The sequence below is a fragment of the Achromobacter sp. NCFB-sbj8-Ac1-l genome (genome assembly GCF_052695805.1).
Genome location: NZ_CP199812.1, coordinates 2,474,292 through 2,492,791, shown reverse-complemented (window position 1 = coordinate 2,492,791; position 18,500 = coordinate 2,474,292). Strand labels below are relative to the sequence as shown.

The window sequence follows — 18,500 nt, the reverse complement described above, 5'->3', positions numbered from 1 at the left end:
CCCCGTTTACAGCGCGATGCGGCGGAAGTCGGCCAGCAAGGCGCCCAGATAGGCGTTGAAGCGGGCAGCGGCGGCGCCGTCGATGACGCGGTGGTCGTACGACAGCGACAGCGGCACGATCAGGCGCGGCACGAACTGCTTGCCGTCCCAGACCGGCTTGTGCGACGAACGCGACACGCCCAGGATGGCCACTTCGGGCGCGTTGATGATCGGCGTGAACGACGTGCCGCCAATGCCGCCCAGCGACGAGATCGAGAAGCAGCCGCCCTGCATGTCGGCGGGCGAGATCTTGCCGTCGCGCGCTTTCTTGGACAGGTCGGTCATTTCCTGGGCGATCTGCAAAATGCCCTTCTTGTCGGCATCGCGGATCACCGGCACCACCAGCCCGTTGGGCGTGTCGGCGGCGAAACCGATGTGGTAGTACTGCTTGAGCACCAGGTTGTCGCCATCCAGCGAGGCGTTGAACTCGGGGAATTTCTTCAGGGCGGCAACCACGGCCTTGATCAGGAAGGCCAGCATCGTGACCTTGATGCCCGACTTCTCGTTTTCCTTGTTCAGCGTGACGCGCAGCGCTTCCAGGTCGGTGATGTCGGCTTCGTCATTGTTGGTGACGTGCGGGATCATGACCCAGTTGCGGTGCAGGTTCGCGCCGGAAATCTTCTTGATGCGCGACAGGGGCTTGGCTTCGACCGGACCGAACTTGGTGAAGTCGACCTTGGGCCACGGCAACAGGCCCAGCGCGGCGCCGTCGGCCGAACCGCCGGCGGCGGCAGGCGCGGCCGAAGACGACAGGGCCTGCTTGACGAAGGCGCGCACGTCCTCGGCGGTGATGCGGTCTTTCGGACCGGAACCCTTCACCTTGCTGAGGTTCACCCCCAGTTCGCGGGCGAACTTGCGCACCGACGGCGATGCGTGCGGCAGCTGGCCGGGCTTGAGGTTGGCGTCTTCCAGCGCGGCGGCCGGGGCCGGGCGCGAGGCGGGCGCGGCCGGGGCGGCTTCCGACTTGGCTTCGGCCTTCGGCGCAGCGGCGGCTTCGGTCTTGGTGGCAGAAGCGGTGGCTGGTGCAGCGGCGGCAGGCGCGCTGCCTTCCACCACGACCACGATCGAGCCCTTGGCGACCTTGTCGCCGACCTTGACCTTCACTTCCTTGACCACGCCGCCTTGCGAGGCGGGGATTTCCATCGAGGCCTTGTCGGACTCGACGGTGATGAGGCTTTGCTCGGCCTTGATGGTGTCGCCGACGGCGACCATGACTTCGATGACTTCCACTTCCTTGAAGTCGCCGATGTCCGGCACTTCGATCTCGACCGGGCCGCTGGCGGCGGCCGGCGCGGCCGCTTCCGCCTTGGCGGCGGGCGCGGCGGCGGCAGCCTGCCTGGGCGCTTCCTTGGCTTCGGCCTTGGGGGCGTCTTCCTTGGCGGCCGGTGCGGCAGCGTCCGACGCTTCCACTTCGAGCACCACGGCGCCTTCGGCGACCTTGTCGCCGACCTTCACGGCGATCGACTTCACCACCCCGCCCTGCGAGGCGGGGATTTCCATCGAGGCCTTGTCGGACTCGACGGTAATCAGGCTCTGCTCGGCCTTGATCGTGTCGCCCACCGCCACCAGCACTTCAATGACTTCCACTTCCTTGAAGTCGCCGATGTCGGGAACCTTGATTTGCACGACGTTGCTCATGTCTCTTTACCCTCAGGCGTATTGCGGGTTGGCTTTGTTCGGATTGATGCCGTACTTCTTGATGGCTTCGGCCACCTTGGCAACCGGCACGCGGCCTTCGTCGGCCAGCGCGCGCAGCGCGGCGACCACGACGAAGTGGCGATCCACTTCGAAGTGCTCACGCAGCTTGGCACGGAAATCCGAACGGCCGAAACCGTCGGTGCCCAGCACCTTGTATTCGCGGCCCTTGGGCACGAACGGGCGGATCTGGTCGGCGAACAGCTTCATGTAGTCGGTCGACGCGATGATCGGGCCTTCCGTCTTGGCCAGCTGCTCGGTGACGTAGGCCACCTGGGGCTTCTTCTCGTCGGGGTGCAGCATGTTGTGGCGCTCGGCGTCCAGGCCGTTGCGGCGCAGCTCGGTGAAGCTGGTGACGCTCCAGAGGTCGGATGCCACGCCCCAATCGGCTTCCAGCAGCTCTTGCGCGGCCATGACTTCGCGCAGGATCGTGCCCGAACCCATCAGCTGCACGCGGTTCTTGCCCTTGCCGTGCGACTTGAGCTTGTACATGCCCTTGATGATGCCTTCCTCGTCGCCCTGGGTCAGACCGGGCTGCGGGTAGTTTTCGTTCATCACCGTCAGGTAGTAGTAGACGTTTTCCTGGTCTTCCACCATGCGCTTCAAGCCATGCTGGATGATCACGGCCAGTTCATGGCCGAACGTCGGGTCGTACGAGACGCAGTTGGGGATGGTCGAGGCCAGGATATGGCTGTGGCCGTCTTCGTGCTGCAGGCCTTCGCCGTTCAGCGTGGTGCGGCCCGCGGTGCCGCCCAGGAGGAAGCCGCGCGCCTGCATGTCGCCGGCGGCCCAGGCCAGGTCGCCGATGCGCTGGAACCCGAACATCGAGTAGTAGATGAAGAACGGGATCATGATGCGGTTGTTCGAGGAGTACGACGTGGCCGCCGCAATCCAGGAGCTCATCGCGCCCGCTTCGTTGATGCCTTCCTGCAGAAGCTGGCCGTCGGCCGCTTCCTTGTAGTACATGACCTGGTCCTTGTCGACCGGGGTGTACTTCTGGCCTTCCGGCGCATAGATGCCGATCTGGCGGAACAGGCCTTCCATGCCGAAGGTACGCGATTCGTCGGCCAGGATCGGCACGACGCGCGGACCCAGTTCCTTGTCGCGCAGCACCTGGTTCAGGATGCGCACGAAGGCTTGGGTGGTGGAGATCTCACGGCCTTCGGCGGTGGGTTCCAGCACGGCCTTGAAGGCTTCCAGGGCGGGCGCCTTCAGTTGCTCGTCGGCCTTGGCGCGGCGGCGCGGCAGGTAGCCGCCCAGCGCGGCGCGGCGCTCGTGCAGGTACTTCATTTCGGGCGAATCTTCGGCCGGCTTGAAGTACGGCAGATCGGCCAGCTGGTCGTCCGGGATGGGGATGCCGAAACGGTCGCGGAATTCGCGGATCGAGTCCAGTTCCAGCTTCTTTTGCTGGTGGGTCGGGTTCTTGGCCTGGCCCACGTGGCCCATGCCGTAGCCCTTGATGGTCTTGGCCAGGATGACGGTCGGCTGGCCGGTGTGGCTGGTCGCGGCGTCGAACGCGGCGTAGACCTTGTGGGGATCATGGCCGCCGCGGTTCAGGCGCCAGATGTCTTCGTCGCTCATGCGCGACACGGCTTCGAGCAGCTTGGGGTGCTTGCCGAAGAAGTGCTCGCGCACGAACTTGCCGTCGTTGGCCTTGTACGCCTGGTACTCGCCGTCGACGGTCTCTTCCATGATCTTGCGCAGGATGCCTTCCTTGTCGTGCGCCAGCAGCGGGTCCCAGTAGCCGCCCCAGATCAGCTTGATGACGTTCCAGCCCGAACCGCGGAAGTCGCCTTCGAGTTCCTGGATGATCTTGCCGTTGCCGCGCACCGGGCCGTCCAGGCGCTGCAGGTTGCAGTTGACGACGAAGATCAGGTTGTCGAGCTTTTCGCGGGCCGCCAAGGCGATGGCGCCCAGCGACTCGGGTTCGTCCATTTCGCCGTCGCCGCAGAACACCCAGACCTTGCGCTTGCTGGTGTCGGCGATGCCGCGGGCATGCAGGTACTTCAGGAAGCGGGCCTGGTAGATGGCCATCAGCGGGCCCAGGCCCATCGACACCGTGGGGAACTGCCAGAAGTCGGGCATCAGCTTCGGATGCGGGTACGACGACAGGCCCTTGCCGTCCACTTCCTGGCGGAAGTGGTTCAGCTGGTCTTCGGTGAGGCGGCCTTCGAGGTAGGCGCGGCCGTACATGCCGGGCGAGGTGTGGCCCTGGAAGTAGACCAGGTCGCCGCCGTGCGTGTCGTCTTCGGCATGCCAGAAGTGGTTCTGGCCGCAGCCGATCATGGTGGCCAGCGAGGCGAAGGACGCGATGTGGCCGCCCAGGTCGCCGCCGTCCGGCGGGTTGTGCTTGTTGGCCTTGACCACCATGGCCATGGCGTTCCAGCGCACGTACGAGCGAATGCGCGATTCCAGTTCCAGGTTGCCCGGATGCGCGGGCTCCAGGCCCGGGGGAATCGTGTTGACGTAAGCGGTATTCGGCGAGAACGGGATGTGGGCGCCAGAGCGACGGGCTTCGTCGATCAGGCGTTCCAGCAGGTAATGTGCGCGCTGCGGCCCTTCGCGATCAAGGACTGCCGCCAGGGCTTCGAGCCACTCCTGGGTTTCTAGGGTGTCTTCGTCGTTGGCAGCCTGCACGGCGCCAGCCTGGGCGAAAGAGGACATCGTGTGTCTCCTGTTGGGGTTCGTTCGTGACCACACCCGCTTATTTGATCTACTCGCGGACACGCCATGGTAGCCGGGATCATCCGGGCTACCCTGCCATGCATGGGTCGGGGTGTTGTGCTAGAGACCGGCGACTCGCTGAGCGGTGTCTCTCTATCAGCCGGCATTCTAAGAAAGAAGATTAACCGGTCGCAAGCAAAATTTCATGTTGCGGTACGGCATTTCATAATGCGAAAATATGAATGCAAGCTGAAAAGGATGAGCGCCACTTTTTTAGCCCATCCCCCTTATAGCGGGCTTGATTCCCGGCAATTCCGTATCAACACGCATTAAAATGCCCCCCACGCCGCGCCTTCGGCTTGCTGCCCCCGCGGGGTCGTTTTCATCTTGAGGCGGCTCGGCAATGAAAAATGCCCGCCCTATCCGGCCCGAATTACATGTCCAGCGCGCCCAAGTCCAATATACCCACGCCGTTCCACGACCACGCCCGCACGCGCCGACGCGGGGTGTACTGGGTCACGCCCGCGATGGTGCTGATCCTCTATATCTGTGTGATGGGGGTGTTCTTCTGGTTGCAGCGCATCCATGACGACAGCGTCATGTTTGTCACCATCGACCAGGAAATGCGGCAGCAACGCCTGATCTGGGTGGTGCTGGCGCTGTCCTGCGTGATCGTCATCAGCCTGTTGATGCTGTGGCGCTATACCCGGTTCCGCTCGGCGGCCGAGGCCGCGCTCATCGCCGAAACGGGTTTTCGCCGCGCCATGGAAAACTCCATGTCCACCGGCATGCGGGTGCTGGATATGGAAGGCCGCATCGCCTACGTCAACCCGGCTTTCTGCCGCATGATCGGCTGGAACGAAGCCGACCTGATCGGCCGCAGCCCGCCCTTCCCGTATTGGGTGCCCGGCCGCCACGAGCAGCACCAGCACACGCTGGACGTGCTGATGTCGGGCAAGACGCCCAGCAGCGGCCTGGAAGTCGAGGCCCAGCGGCGCGACGGCTCGCGCTTCACGGCGCGCATGTACGTGTCGCCCCTGCTGGACCCCAACGGCAACCAGATCGGCTGGATGACGTCCATGACCGACATCACCGAACCCAAGCGCATCCGCGAAGCCCTGACGGCCGCGCACGAACGCTTCATGACGGTGCTGGAAGGCCTGGACGACGCCATCTCGGTCACGGCCGACACCCACGACGGCCTGGAACTGCTGTTCGCCAACCGTACCTACCGCCGCGTGTTCGGCGCCCAGACGGGCGGCCACGACGAACTGCTGGCCGGCCGCCGCGGCCGCTTCACCGACGAATCCGTCGAGGTGTTCGCGCCATCGGTGCAGCGCTGGTTCGAAGTGCACCACCGCATGCTGGCCTGGACCGACGGGCGCCGCGTGCGCATGCAGGTGGCGCGCGACATCACCGAACGCCGCACCCACGAAGAAGCCTCGCGCGTGCAGCAGGAAAAGATCCAGCTGACCAGCCGCCTGACCACCATGGGCGAAATGGCCTCGTCGCTGGCGCACGAACTGAACCAGCCGCTGACCGCCATCGCCAACTACAGCATGGGCGCCGTGGCCCTGGTCAAGGCCGGCCACACCAGCCCCAACATGCTGTTGCCCGCCCTGGAAAAGGCGGCCTCGCAGGCCGAGCGGGCCGGCAAGATCATCAGCCGCATCCGCGAATTCGTGAAGCGCAGCGAACCGCGCCGCCAGCGCGTGGCCATCGGCCGCATCGTCGACAACGCCATCGGCTTTGCCGAAATCGACGCCCGCAAGCGCCGCATCCGCATCGACAGCTTCGTGCCGTCCAACGCGCCCGACGTGCTGGCCGACCCCATCCTGATCGAGCAGGTGCTGCTGAACCTGCTCAAGAATGGCCTGGAAGCCATGGAAAAGAGCGAGTCCGACGAGCTCAAGGTGGCGGTCATCCTGCACGAGCAGCACATCGAAGTGGCGGTGGTCGACCGCGGCCACGGCCTGGCCGAGCCGGAACGCCTGTTCGAACCCTTCTTCAGCACCAAGACCCAGGGCCTGGGCATGGGACTGAATATCTGCCGTACCATTATCGAATCGCACCACGGCCGCCTTTGGGCGGACCCCAATCCCGCCGGCGGTACTATTTTCCGCTTTACCCTGCCCTGCGCTGCGTCTCAGACGCAGGCTCAGAATGATCAGTCCGAGGAGTTGCACGCATGAACACGCCCCACCTGTCGAGCACGGTATTCATTGTTGATGACGACGAAGCGGTCCGCGATTCGCTGCGCTGGCTGCTGGAAGCCAACGGCTATCGCGTCCGCGCGTACGCCAGCGGCGAATCCTTCCTGGAAGACTACGACGCCAGCCAGATCGGGGTGCTGATCGCCGACGTGCGCATGCCCGGCATGAGCGGCCTGGAACTGCAAGAGCAGCTCATCGCCCGCAACGCCCCGCTGCCCATCGTCTTCATCACCGGCCACGGCGACGTGCCCATGGCCGTGTCGACCATGAAGAAAGGCGCCGTCGACTTCCTCGAAAAGCCGTTCAACGAATCCGACCTGCGCGAAATCGTGGCGCGCATGCTTGAGCAGGCCACGCAGCGCGTGAGCAAGCACCAGGCCCAGAAGGACCACGAAGCCATGCTGGCGCGCCTGACCGCGCGCGAGCAGCAGGTGCTGGAGCGCATCGTCGCCGGCCGCTTGAACAAGCAGATCGCCGACGACCTGGGCATCAGCATCAAGACCGTCGAGGCGCACCGCGCCAACATCATGGAAAAACTTGAAGTGACCACCGTTGCTGATTTGATGAAAGTGGCTTTGGCCAAACCGGAGGCGCACGCATGAGCCGCCGGGCCGTTCCCAAGGCGAATACCGTAGCGCTCCGCGCGGAGGCTGCCGAATGACCGCCAGGATTATCGACGGCGCTGCCCTGTCGCAGCGCATTCGCGAAGAAGTCGCCCAACGCGTCGCCGCCCTGGCCGCCAAGGGCACGCGCCCCGGCCTGGCCGTGGTGCTGGTCGGCGAAGACCCGGCGTCGCAAGTGTATGTCCGCAACAAGGTCGCGGCCTGCGAAAAGGCCGGGCTGCACTCCGTGAAAGAGCAGTACCCCGCCGACATGACCGAGGCCGACCTGCTGGCCCGCATCGACCAGCTGAACCGTGATCCGTCCATCCACGGCATCCTGGTGCAGTTGCCGCTGCCCAAGCACATGGATTCGCACAAGGTCATCGAAGCCATCGCGGCCGAAAAGGACGTGGACGGCTTTCACATCAGCAACGCCGGCCTGCTCATGACCGGCCAGCCGCTGTTTCGCCCCTGCACGCCCTACGGCGTGATGAAGATGCTGGAATCCGAAGGCGTGGCCCTGCGCGGCGCCGAAGCCGTCATCGTGGGCGCCAGCAACATCGTGGGCAAGCCCATGGCCATGCTGCTGCTGGCCGCCGGCGCCACCATCACGATCTGCAATTCCAAGACGCGCGACCTGGCGGCCCAGACCCGCCGCGCCGACGTCCTGGTGGTCGCTACCGGCAAGCCCGGCATGATCGACGGTTCGATGATCAAGCCCGGCGCCGTCGTCATCGACGTCGGCATCAACCGCGGCGCCGACGGCAAGCTGTGCGGCGACGTGGACTTCGCGTCCGCCAGCCAGGTCGCCGGCGCCATCACGCCCGTGCCGGGCGGCGTGGGCCCCATGACCATCGCCATGCTGCTGGTCAACACCGTCGAAGCGGCGGAACGGGCTGCCGCCTGAAGCCGGCCGTCCGCCCCGCGGCGACGCCCCTGTGGGTTTGCCCCGCGCCCCTTCGAGGGACGGGGGGCAAACCCACAATCGTTTCTGGGCGCGGGAAAGGCCACCCTGCCCGGCCCGCGCGCCCGCGGCAAGCGACGCCCTTGCTTTTCGGCGCGCCGCCCCAACCTGATCCTTATGTTTGCCGGTGCGCTCGCGTGCTGCCCGCCCCCCTCTTACGCAATTGGTAACGCCATGACCCAGAATCCCCTGCTCGCCCCCGTCTCCGAACTGGTCGATTACCAGGCGGTCAAGCCCGCCCACGTGGTGCCGGCCATCGAAGAACTGCTGGGCATTGCCCGCCAGGCCGTGGACCGCGCCGCCGACCCCACGCTGGCGCCCACCTGGGAAGCGGTGGTCGAGCCGCTGGACACGGCATCCGAACGCTTGTGGCGCGCCTGGTCGGTGGCCGGCCACCTGAACGCCGTGGTCAACACGCCCGAACTGCGCGAGGCCTACAACGCCGCCCTGCCGCTGGTGACGGAGTTTTCCACCTGGGTCGGCCTGCACGAAGGCCTGTACCAGCAATACCAGCGCCTGGCCGCCGCGCCCGATTTCGCATCGTGGACGCCGGTGCGCCGCCGCATCGTGGAAATGGCCCTGCGCGACTTCCGCCTGAGCGGTGTCGAGCTGCGCGGTGCCGACCGCGAACGCTACGCCGCGATTTCCGACCGCGAGGCCCAGGCCTCGCAGAAATTCTCTGAAAACGTGCTGGACGCCATCGACGCCTGGTCGCTGGTGGTCGAAGACGAATCCCGCCTGCAGGGCATTCCGGCCGACGTGCTGGCCGCGGCCCGCGCCGCCGCCGACGAAGACGGCAAGGCCGGCTGGAAGCTGACGCTGAAGATGCCCTGCTACCTGCCGGTGATGCAATACGCCCAGGACCGCTCGCTGCGCGAAGCGCTGTACCGCGGCTACGGCACGGTGGCGTCCGAACAGGGCGATGCCCAGTTCGACAATTCCCCCCTGATCGAAGAACTGCTGTCGCTGCGCGCCGAAGAATCCAAGCTCTTGGGCCTGGGCACGTTCGCCGCGCTGCGCCTGCAGACGCGCATGGCGCGCGACGCCGCCGAAGTCACCGGTTTCCTGCGTGACCTGGCCGCCCGCGCCAAGCCCTATGCCGAACGCGACCTGGCCGAACTGAAAGCCTACGCCGCCGCCGAACTCGGCCTGGCCGAACTGCAACCGTGGGACGTGGCCTATGCGTCCGAACGGCTGCGCGAATCGCGCTACGCGTACTCGGAAGACGAGGTCAAGCAGTACTTCACCGAGCCGCGCGTGCTGGCCGGCCTGTTCGAGGTCATCGAAACGCTGTTCGACGTGCGCCTGGCCGAAACCCCGGTGTCGTCCTGGCATGCGGACGTGCGCGGCGTGCGGGTCGAAAGCCCCAAGGGCGACCTGATCGGCTACCTGTACCTTGACCTGTACGCGCGTTCGGGCAAGCAAAGCGGCGCCTGGGTCGACAGCGAGCGCACCCGCCGCGTCGTGGCCGGCCGCGTGCAGACACCCATCGCCTACCTGACCTGCAATTTCTCGCGCCCCAATGGCGAGCGCGCCGCCGTGCTGACGCACGATGATGTCATCACCCTGTTCCACGAAACCGGCCACGCCCTGCACGCCCTCCTGTCCGAAGTCGACGAGCCTGGCGCCGCGGCCTTCGCCAGCGTCGAATGGGACGCCATCGAGCTGCCCTCGCAGTTCATGGAGAACTTCTGCTGGGAATGGGCCGTGGTGCAAAAGCTGTCGGCCCACGTCGAGACCGGCGAGCCGCTGCCGCGCGCGCTCTACGACCGCCTGGTCGCCGCCCGCAACTACCAGAGCGGCATGCAGACCGTGCGCCAGATCGAATTCGCCCTGTTCGACATGCTGATGCACGACCGCGCCAAGGGCGCATCCATCGACGAAGTGCTGGCCCTGCTGCAGCAGGTGCGCAGCGAGGTCGCGGTGCTGTTCCCGCCGGCCTGGCACCGACTGCCGCACGCCTTCTCGCACCTGTTCGCCGGCGGCTATGGCGCGGGCTACTACAGCTACAAGTGGGCCGAGGTGCTGTCCGCCGACGCCTACGAGGCCTTCGAGGAAGCCGCCGCCAAACAAGCCGGCAATGCCCTGGGCACGCTGGACCCGGCCACGGGCGCGCGCTTCCGCCGCGAAGTGCTGGCCGTGGGCGGCTCGCGCCCGGCCGCCGAATCGTTCGCCGCGTTCCGTGGCCGCGCGCCGCGCATCGATGCGCTGCTGCGTCACAGCGGCATGCAACCGGCCTGACGCCCAAGCGCCTGCCTGCCAGCGGCCCGCCCTGTGCGGGCCGTTTTTCGCTGGCGGCCGGCCGCTGGCGGCGCGCGCCGCCACATCCGGCCGAGCGCGGGCGTGACCGCTGTCACTGCCCGCCCGGCCGCCGTGCCGATACCACCAGCCAGCGCCCATGCATCGCCGGGTCGGACCCGGCCTGCCGCCAGAAGTGGCGACCGGCCTCGTCCTCGGCGCGCCGGGCTCGGGCCGCGCAATAGCGCCGGGCCGGCCACGCCAGCACCGGATCGAACCAGCGCCGCTGCCCGGCTTCGGCCACGCCGTGCAGGGTGATGTCGGCAAAGCCATGGCGCGCCAGGAGCAGGTGCAGTTGGGCAAAGCCCCAGGGCAGCACGGCGCTGCGCTCGGCCCCCGCGCGGGCCCAGGGGTCGGCATGAAAGCCACGCACCAGCGCCTGCAGGCGCGCGCGCACGTGCCAGGCGTTGGGCGTGGTCAGCACCAGCGTGCCGCCCGGGCGCAGCGCCTGATGGAAGCTTTGGACCAGCACGCCCGGATTGGTCGCCAGGTGCAGGGCTTCGCTGCACACCACCGCGTCGTAGGGGTCGCCCGCCGGCAGCGGCGATTCCAGGTCGTGCACCGTCAGCCGGCGGTAGCCGTTGGCCGATTCGGGCAAGGCGGCCGGGCCGATGCCGTCCACCTCGACGTCGCGGCCCGTGGCCGGGCGCGCCATGTCGCCCAGCCAGCCACGGCTACAGGGCGCGTCCAGCACGCTGTCGGCCCGCAGGCTGCGCAGGATGTCCAGCACTACCGGGTAATACGGAAAATAGGGATAGCCCAGCGCATGGTTGGCCGCGGTATTCATGGATGACGCCTCGCTGGTTCGGTTACTGACAAGGCCCTGAATGTATGCCCTGCCGCGCCCCGCGGGGGCCGTTTTGGCAGAAGGCCAACAATATTCAGACAAAGCTTCACAAGTGCCCTTTGCGCCAGGACAAGTCCGCGTCTGCCGCCCCACCGGGCGCCCCCACCCAAGCAGGTAGAATCGACGGGTTTATCCCCAACCGGCGATGGAACTCATGCGACACCTGATCACCGGCCGCGCCTGGCGCGGCCTGCTGCTGGCCCTGTGCGTACTGCTTGCCGCGTGCGGCGACCGCAACGTCGACTGGAAGCTGTACAACGTGCGCGGCCACCTGCCCGACCTGCAGTTCTCGCTGCCGGGCGCCGGCGGCAAGACGGTCAGCAGCGACGACCTGAAAGGCAAGACGGTGCTGCTGTTCTTCGGCTATGCCAGTTGCCCTGACATCTGCCCGACCACCATGGCGCAATTGACGGCGGTATTGCAGAACCTGGGCGACAAGGCCCGCGACGTGCGCATCCTGTTCGTCAGCGTCGACCCCCACCGCGACACGCCGGACATCCTGCAGGCCTACGTCAATGCCTTCAACAACAACGCCATCGGCGTGACGGGCAACGAAAAGCAGGTGGCCGACCTGGCGCGCCGCTATCGCGTGGCCTACCAGATCGAAAAGCCCCGGCCGGGCGATGCCGCCGACCAGTACGAAGTCACGCACAGCCGCGGCGTGTATATATTCGACAAAGATGGCCGCGCGCGCCTACTGGCCTCGGATACCGACAGCATCGAGACGCTGACCCACGACGTACGCCAGCTGATCGACCTGACGTCCTGACGATTGCTTCACCCGCACGACACCGGCGCGATGCGGCGCAGCATGTTGCGCCCCCGCCCCACATACCAGTTGTTACAGCCCCTGCGCGGCACGCATGAGTAATATCAGGACGCATTGCCCCTTTACCCTCGCAAGGAGTACGCGCATGAGCATCATCATCATGATCATCGTCGGGTTCATCGTGGGTCTGATCGCCCGCGCGATCATGCCCGGAGACCAGAACATGGGGATCATCATGACCACCATCCTGGGCATCATCGGCGCCGTCGTGGCCGGTTTCCTGGGCCAGAACCTGGGGTGGTATGCCCCCGGCGAACCGGCAGGCTGGATCGGTTCCGTCGTCGGCGCGATCATCGTCCTGTTCGTTGTGGGCCTGGTCGCCAGAAAACGCGGCTGACGCTCCGTCGCGCACGCCAGAAACAAAGCGGGCCGATCTTTCGATCGGCCCGCTTTTTTTTCGCGTCGCCCCTTGCCGCAGGGCGACGCATTCCGCTCGAAGCCAGCTCAGCCCGGCTGGCCTTGCGTTGCCGCCGGCACCGCGGCGCCGTCCGCCGGTTGCGCGGCCGTGACGGTACGCTCGGTCCAGCCGCCGCCCAGCACCTTGTACAGGGTGACCAGGTTCGACAGGCGCGTCAGGCGCGTGTTCACCAGCGTCTGCTGGGCGTTGTACAGCGAACGCTGCGAGTCCAGCACCGTCAGGTAGTCGTCGATGCCCTGGCGAAAGCGCTGGTCCGACAGATCGTAGGCGCGCTGGTTGGCCGCCACCAGCAGTTGCTGCGCCTGGATCTGCTCGTCCAGCGTGCCGCGGCCCGCCAAGGCGTCGGCGACCTCGCGAAAGCCCGTCTGGATGGTCTTCTCGTACTGCGCGACCTGGATGTTCTTCTGCACCTTGGCCAGGTCCAGGCCCGCCAGCAACGAGCCGCCGGCGAAGATCGGCACGGTGATCTGGGGCACGAAGCTCCAGGCGCCGGAACCGCCGTCGAACAGGCCGCCCAGGCTGGCGCTGGCCGTGCCGGCGTTGCCGGTCAGGCTGATGGTCGGGAAGAACGCCGCGCGTGCCGCGCCGATGTTGGCGTTGGCGCCCTTCAACTGGTGCTCGGCCGCACGGATGTCCGGGCGGCGCGCCAGCAGCTCGGACGGCAGGCCGGCCGGCAAGGCAGTGGGCAGCATGCCATCGTCCAGCTTGACGGCACTGTCCAGCGCCGCCGACATCTCGGGCGACAGCGGCTGGCCCACCAGCAGCACCAGTGCATTGCGGTCCTGCGCGGCCTGGCGCGTGTACTGCGACAGGTTGCTCTGGGCGGTGCGCAGCGACACTTCGGCCTGGCTCAGGTCCAGCGCCGTGGACAGGCCCTGGTCAAAGCTCTGCTTGGTGAGCTTGTACGAATCGTCCTGGCTCTTGAAGGTGTCGCGGGTCAGGTTCAGCAGTTCCTGGTCGGCGCGCAGCGTGAGGTAGGCGTTGGCCACTTCGGCGATCAGGGTCAGCTGGGTCGCCGTACGGGTTTCGTCCAGCGCCAGATACGATTCCAGCGCCTTGTCGCTCAGGCTGCGGATGCGGCCGAACAGGTCCAGTTCCCAGGACGACAGCGCGGCGCCGACCTGGTAATTGTGGCTGGTGGAAGCCTGGCCGCTGGGCGACAGGTCGGCCGGCGTGCGCTGCGCGGTTTCCTTGCCGGCGATGCCCACGCTGGGCATCAGGTCGGCGCGCTGGATGCGGTATTGCGCCCGGGCCGCCTCGACGTTCAAGGCCGCCACGCGCAGGTCGCGGTTGTTGGCCAGCGATTGCTCGATCAATTGCTGCAGCAGCGGATCGGTGAAGAAGTCGCGCCAGCCGATGTCGGCCGTGGCCACGCCGGCGCCCACGGCGTCCGCCTTGTAGGACGGACCCGTCGGATACGACGAGGACACCGGCGCATCGGGCCGTTCATAGGTCGGGGCCAGCGAGCAGCCCGCCAGGGCCGCCGCCAGGGAAACAGACAGCAAGGTTCTCATCTGAAGCTTCATTGCGGTTTTCCTTCGACGGACACGTCCTGCGCATCGTTGGCGCTGGGGTCGTGCTTGTCGCGCCGCGCGCTCATGCGTTCCACCTTGAACAGGCGCAGCATGATCACGAAGAACGCGGGGACGAAGAAGATGGCCAGGAAGGTCGCGGTCAGCATGCCGCCGATCACGCCGGTACCGATGGCGTTCTGGCTGCCCGAACCGGCGCCCGACGAGATCGCGAGCGGCACCACGCCCAGGATGAACGCCAGCGACGTCATCAGGATGGGGCGCAGACGCTGGCGAGCCGCGTGGATGGCCGATTCGGTCAGGCTGGCGCCGGCCTCGTAGTGCTCTTTGGCGAACTCCACGATCAGGATGGCGTTTTTGGCCGCCAGCCCGATTGTCGTCAACAGGCCCACCTGGAAGTACACGTCGTTGGACAGGCCGCGCAGCATCGTCGCCGCCAGTGCGCCGATGATCCCAAGTGGCACCACCAGCATCACCGCGGTCGGGATGCTCCAGCTTTCATACAGTGCCGCCAGGCACAGGAACACCACGATCAGCGAAATCGCGTACAGCGCGGGAGCCTGGGCGCCCGACAGCCGTTCTTCGTACGACATGCCGGTCCATTCGAAACCGACGCCCACCGGCAGCTTGCTGGCGATGCGTTCCATTTCGTTCATGGCCGCGCCCGAGCTGTAGCCCGGCGCCGCCTGGCCCTGGATGTTGTACGACGGCACGCCGTTGTAGCGGTTCAGCTTTTGCGGGCCGAAACTCCAGGTGGCCTTGGCGAACGCCGAGAACGGCACCATGTCGCCATTGTTGTTGCGCACGTACCATTTTTCCAGGTCGTCGGGCAGCATGCGCGAGGACGCTTCGCCCTGTGCAAACACCTTCTTGACCCGGCCGCGATCGATGAAGTCGTTGACGTACGACGAGCCCCACGCGGTGGACAGCGTGCTGTTGATGTCCGACACGGACACGCCCAGCGCCCGGGCCTTTTCACGGTCGATGTCCAGCTGGTACTGCGGCGCGTCTTCGATGCCGTTGGGGCGCACGCCCTGCAGGATCTTGCTTTGCGCCGCTTCGCCCAGCAGCTGGTTGCGCGCGGCCAGCAGTTTTTCATGGCCCACGCCGGCGCGGTCCATCAGCTGGAAGTCGAAACCGTCGACGTTGCCCAGTTCCATCACCGAGGGCGGCGGCACCACGAACAGCTGGGCGTCGCGCTGGGTCTTCCTGAAGTGGGCGTTGGCGCGCGCCGCCACGGCGGCCGCCTTCAACTTGGCGTCGCCGCGATCTTCCCAGTCGCGCAGCTTGATGAACAGGATCGAGGCGTTCTGGCCGCGGCCGCCGAAGTTAAAGCCGTTGACGGCGAACACGGACGTGACGGCGTCTTTTTCCTCGGTCAGGAGGTAGTTGGTGGCTTCGTCGATGACGGCCTTGGTGCGCTCGGCGGTGGCGCCGGCGGGGGTCTGGATCTGGGCGAACAGAATGCCCTGGTCTTCGCCCGGCAGGAACGCGGTCGGGATGCGGGTGAACATCCAGCCCATCGCGATGACGATGGCCAGGTACACCACCATCAGGCGCTTGGTACGGCCCAGGCCGCGCGCCACGGTGTTGGCGTAGCCGTTGCTGCTGCGCTCGAACGTGCGGTTGAACCAGCCGAAGAAGCCGCGCTTGGTGCCGTGGTGGCCCTTGGGAATGGGCTTGAGCAGCGTGGCGCACAAGGCCGGCGTGAAGACGATGGCCACGATCACCGACAGCACCATCGAGGACACGATGGTGATGGAGAACTGGCGGTAGATCACGCCCGTGGAGCCGCCAAAGAACGCCATCGGGATGAACACGGCGGCCAGCACCATGGCGATGCCGACCAGCGCGCCGGTGATCTGGCTCATGGATTTACGCGTGGCCTGCTTGGGCGTCAGGCCCTCTTCGGCCATCACCCGTTCCACGTTTTCCACCACCACGATGGCATCGTCCACCAGCAGGCCGATGGCCAGCACCATGCCGAACATCGTCAGGGTATTGATGGAATAGCCGAACGCGGCCAGCACGCCGAACGTACCGAGCAGCACCACCGGCACCGCCAGCGTCGGGATCAACGTGGCGCGGAAGTTCTGCAGGAACAGGTACATCACCAGGAAGACCAGGATGATGGCTTCGATCAGCGTCTTGAACACTTCTTCGATGGACAGGCTGACGAACGGCGTCGTGTCGTACGGATAGACGACGTCCATGCCCGGCGGGAAGTAAGGCTTCAGGTTGTTGATGGTGTCGCGCACCGCCTGGGCCGTATCCAGCGCGTTGGCGCCCGGGGCCAGCTTGATCGCCAGGCCCGAGGCGGGCTTGCCGTTGTAGTAGCTGTCGATGGCGTAGGTCTGGCCGCCCAGTTCGATGCGGGCGACGTTGGCCAGGCGCACCTGGGAACCGTCAGGGTTGACCTTGAGCAGGATGCGGCCGAAGTCTTCCGGCTTTTCCAGGCGCGAGGGGCCGATGATGGTGGCGTTCAGCTGCTGGCCGCGCACGGCGGGCAGGCCGCCGAGCTGGCCGGACGACACCTGGACGTTCTGCTCTTTGATGGCGCTGACCACGTCGACCGTGGTCAGGCCGTAGTTCACCAGCTTGGCCGGATCCAGCCAGATGCGCATGGCGTACTGCGAGCCGAACAGCTGGAAGTCGCCCACGCCCTCGGTACGGCTGATGGGGTCCTGGACGTACGAGGCGACGTAGTCGGCCAGGTCGTCCTTGGTCATCGAGCCATCGGTGGACACGAAGCCCGCCACGATCAGGAAGTTCTTGGTGGCCTTGGTGACGCGGATGCCCTGCTGCTGCACTTCCTGCGGCAGGAGCGGTTGCGCCAGCGACAGCTTGTTCTGCACCTGCACCTGGGCAGTGTCGGGGTTGGTGCCCTGGCGGAACGTCAGCGTGATGGACATGCTGCCGTCGGAGTTGCTTTCCGAGGAAATGTACTCCAGGCCGTCAAGGCCGTTCATCTGCTGCTCGATCACCTGCACCACGGTGTCCTGCACGGTCTGCGCGGACGCGCCCGGGTAGGTCACCGCGATGCCGATGGCCGGCGGCGCGATATTCGGATACTGCGAAACCGGCAGTTTCAGGATGGACAACGCGCCGGCCATCATCAGCACGATCGCGATCACCCATGCGAAAACCGGTCTTTCGATAAAAAACTTTGCCATGCAAGGCTCCCTGACTACTGCTTGGCCGCCGCGGCGCCGGCTTGCGGCTGCTGCGGTGACTTGGCGCCGGCTTCGGTGGCAACCACCTCGACACCCGGACGCACCATCTGAACGCCTTCCACGATGACCTTGTCGCCGGCCTTCAGGCCGTCGGTGACCAGCCACTGGTCGCCAATGGCGCGATCGGTCTTGAGTTCACGCAGTTCGACTTTGTTCTCGGCATTGACCACCAGGGCCGTCGGCAGGCCGCGCTGGTTGCGCGTCACGCCGCGTTGCGGCACCAGCAGGCCATCGGCCGCCACGCCATCGACCAGGCGGGCACGCACGAACATGCCCGGCAGCAGCCGGCGGTCGGGGTTGGGGAACACGGCGCGCAGCGCGACCGAGCCCGTGCCCTGGTCCACCGTCACTTCCGAGAACTGCAGCTTGCCCTGCTGGTTGTATTGCGTGCCGTCTTCCAGCGTCAGCGTCACCAGGGCAGCCTGCTCGCCTTCGGCCTTTTTCAGCTGGCCGCTGGCCAGCGCGTTCTGCAGGCGCAGCAGCTGGACGCTGGATTGGGTGACGTCGACGTACATCGGGTCGATCTGCTGCACCGCGGCCAGGGCCGTGGCCTGGTTGGCCGTGACCAGCGCGCCTTCGGTGACGGCCGAGCGGCCGATGATGCCGTCGATGGGCGACAGCACCTTCGTGTAGACCAGGTTGATGCGCGCGGTGTCCAGCGCGGCCTTGGCCGACAGCACGTCGGCAACGGCCTGGTCGCGCGAGGCGACGGCGTTGTCGTAGGTCTGTTGGCTGACGGCGCGGGTGGCGACCAGCGGCTTGTAGCGCTCGGCCAGCAGCGCGGCGGTCTTTTGCTGCGCCTGGGCGCGCGCCAGGGCGGCCTTCTGGCTGTCGAAGCTGGCCTGGTAGAGCGCGGGGTCGATCTGGTAGAGCTGCTGGCCGGCCTTGACCTCGCCGCCTTCGGTGAACAGGCGCTTTTGCACGATGCCGTTGACCTGGGGGCGGACTTCAGCCACGCGGAAAGGCGAGGTGCGGCCGGGCAGTTCGGTGGTCAGGGAAACCGGCTTGGTGGTCAGCGTCACCACCGTCACCTGCGGCTTGCCCGCCTGGGGCGCGTCCTGCTTCTTGCCGCAAGCGGCCAACGTCAGAGCCGATGCCGTCAGCGTGACCACGGCCGCGCTGCGCCACATAGCGCTTTTCTTGTTCATAGATTGCATTCCCGATTT

Annotated in this window: 12 protein-coding genes; 6 read left to right on the top strand and 6 right to left on the bottom strand. The window is 66.4% G+C overall.

What is annotated here, in order from left to right; all coding sequences use genetic code 11:
- Nucleotides 1–6: 6 nt before the first annotated feature.
- Nucleotides 7–1,677, bottom strand: coding sequence for a dihydrolipoyllysine-residue acetyltransferase (gene aceF / locus ACUDP5_RS11460; RefSeq protein WP_263911985.1), 1,671 nt, complete (start codon nt 1,675–1,677; stop codon nt 7–9).
- Between the two features lie 12 nt (nt 1,678–1,689).
- A complete protein-coding gene (gene aceE / locus ACUDP5_RS11455; RefSeq protein WP_445658805.1) occupies nt 1,690–4,398 on the bottom strand; it encodes a pyruvate dehydrogenase (acetyl-transferring), homodimeric type in 2,709 nt (902 codons plus the stop codon).
- A gap of 437 nt (nt 4,399–4,835) precedes the next feature.
- On the opposite strand from aceE, the gene ACUDP5_RS11450 reads away from it, so the two are divergent.
- From ACUDP5_RS11450 to ACUDP5_RS11435, 4 genes are all read left to right on the top strand, one after another.
- Nucleotides 4,836–6,590, top strand: coding sequence for a PAS domain-containing sensor histidine kinase (locus ACUDP5_RS11450; protein WP_020927319.1), 1,755 nt, complete (start codon nt 4,836–4,838; stop codon nt 6,588–6,590).
- On the top strand, nt 6,587–7,213 hold the full coding sequence (locus ACUDP5_RS11445) for a response regulator transcription factor (protein ID WP_006219003.1): 627 nt from the start codon (nt 6,587–6,589) through the stop codon (nt 7,211–7,213). Before ACUDP5_RS11450 ends, ACUDP5_RS11445 begins: the two co-directional genes overlap by 4 nt.
- 55 nt (nt 7,214–7,268) lie before the next feature.
- On the top strand, nt 7,269–8,120 hold the full coding sequence (folD, locus tag ACUDP5_RS11440) for a bifunctional methylenetetrahydrofolate dehydrogenase/methenyltetrahydrofolate cyclohydrolase FolD (RefSeq protein ID WP_445658804.1): 852 nt from the start codon (nt 7,269–7,271) through the stop codon (nt 8,118–8,120).
- 231 nt (nt 8,121–8,351) lie between these two features.
- The gene (locus tag ACUDP5_RS11435; protein ID WP_445658803.1) at nt 8,352–10,418 is read left to right on the top strand and encodes a M3 family metallopeptidase; all 2,067 of its coding nucleotides are present in this window, start codon (nt 8,352–8,354) and stop codon (nt 10,416–10,418) included.
- Between the two features lie 112 nt (nt 10,419–10,530).
- Here ACUDP5_RS11435 and ACUDP5_RS11430 read toward each other — a convergent pair whose 3' ends face one another.
- On the bottom strand, nt 10,531–11,262 hold the full coding sequence (locus ACUDP5_RS11430) for a methyltransferase domain-containing protein (RefSeq protein ID WP_263911979.1): 732 nt from the start codon (nt 11,260–11,262) through the stop codon (nt 10,531–10,533).
- Nucleotides 11,263–11,476: 214 nt separating this feature from the next.
- On the opposite strand from ACUDP5_RS11430, the gene ACUDP5_RS11425 reads away from it, so the two are divergent.
- Complete coding sequence (locus tag ACUDP5_RS11425; protein ID WP_263911978.1) at nt 11,477–12,091, top strand: SCO family protein; 615 nt, start codon at nt 11,477–11,479, stop codon at nt 12,089–12,091.
- A gap of 145 nt (nt 12,092–12,236) precedes the next feature.
- Nucleotides 12,237–12,488 carry a GlsB/YeaQ/YmgE family stress response membrane protein gene (locus ACUDP5_RS11420; protein WP_263911977.1) on the top strand — a complete coding sequence of 84 codons (252 nt, stop codon included), beginning with the start codon at nt 12,237–12,239 and terminating at the stop codon, nt 12,486–12,488.
- Between the two features lie 107 nt (nt 12,489–12,595).
- Here ACUDP5_RS11420 and adeC read toward each other — a convergent pair whose 3' ends face one another.
- Genes adeC through ACUDP5_RS11405 form a run of 3 tightly spaced genes read right to left on the bottom strand, consistent with a single transcriptional unit; the run spans nt 12,596 to nt 18,482 of the window.
- The gene (adeC, locus tag ACUDP5_RS11415; protein WP_263911975.1) at nt 12,596–14,095 is read right to left on the bottom strand and encodes an AdeC/AdeK/OprM family multidrug efflux complex outer membrane factor; all 1,500 of its coding nucleotides are present in this window, start codon (nt 14,093–14,095) and stop codon (nt 12,596–12,598) included.
- Nucleotides 14,092–17,274, bottom strand: coding sequence for an efflux RND transporter permease subunit (locus ACUDP5_RS11410; RefSeq protein WP_263911973.1), 3,183 nt, complete (start codon nt 17,272–17,274; stop codon nt 14,092–14,094). Before ACUDP5_RS11410 ends, adeC begins: the two co-directional genes overlap by 4 nt.
- Nucleotides 17,275–17,288: 14 nt before the next feature.
- The gene (locus ACUDP5_RS11405; RefSeq protein WP_445658802.1) at nt 17,289–18,482 is read right to left on the bottom strand and encodes an efflux RND transporter periplasmic adaptor subunit; all 1,194 of its coding nucleotides are present in this window, start codon (nt 18,480–18,482) and stop codon (nt 17,289–17,291) included.
- Nucleotides 18,483–18,500: the final 18 nt, after the last annotated feature.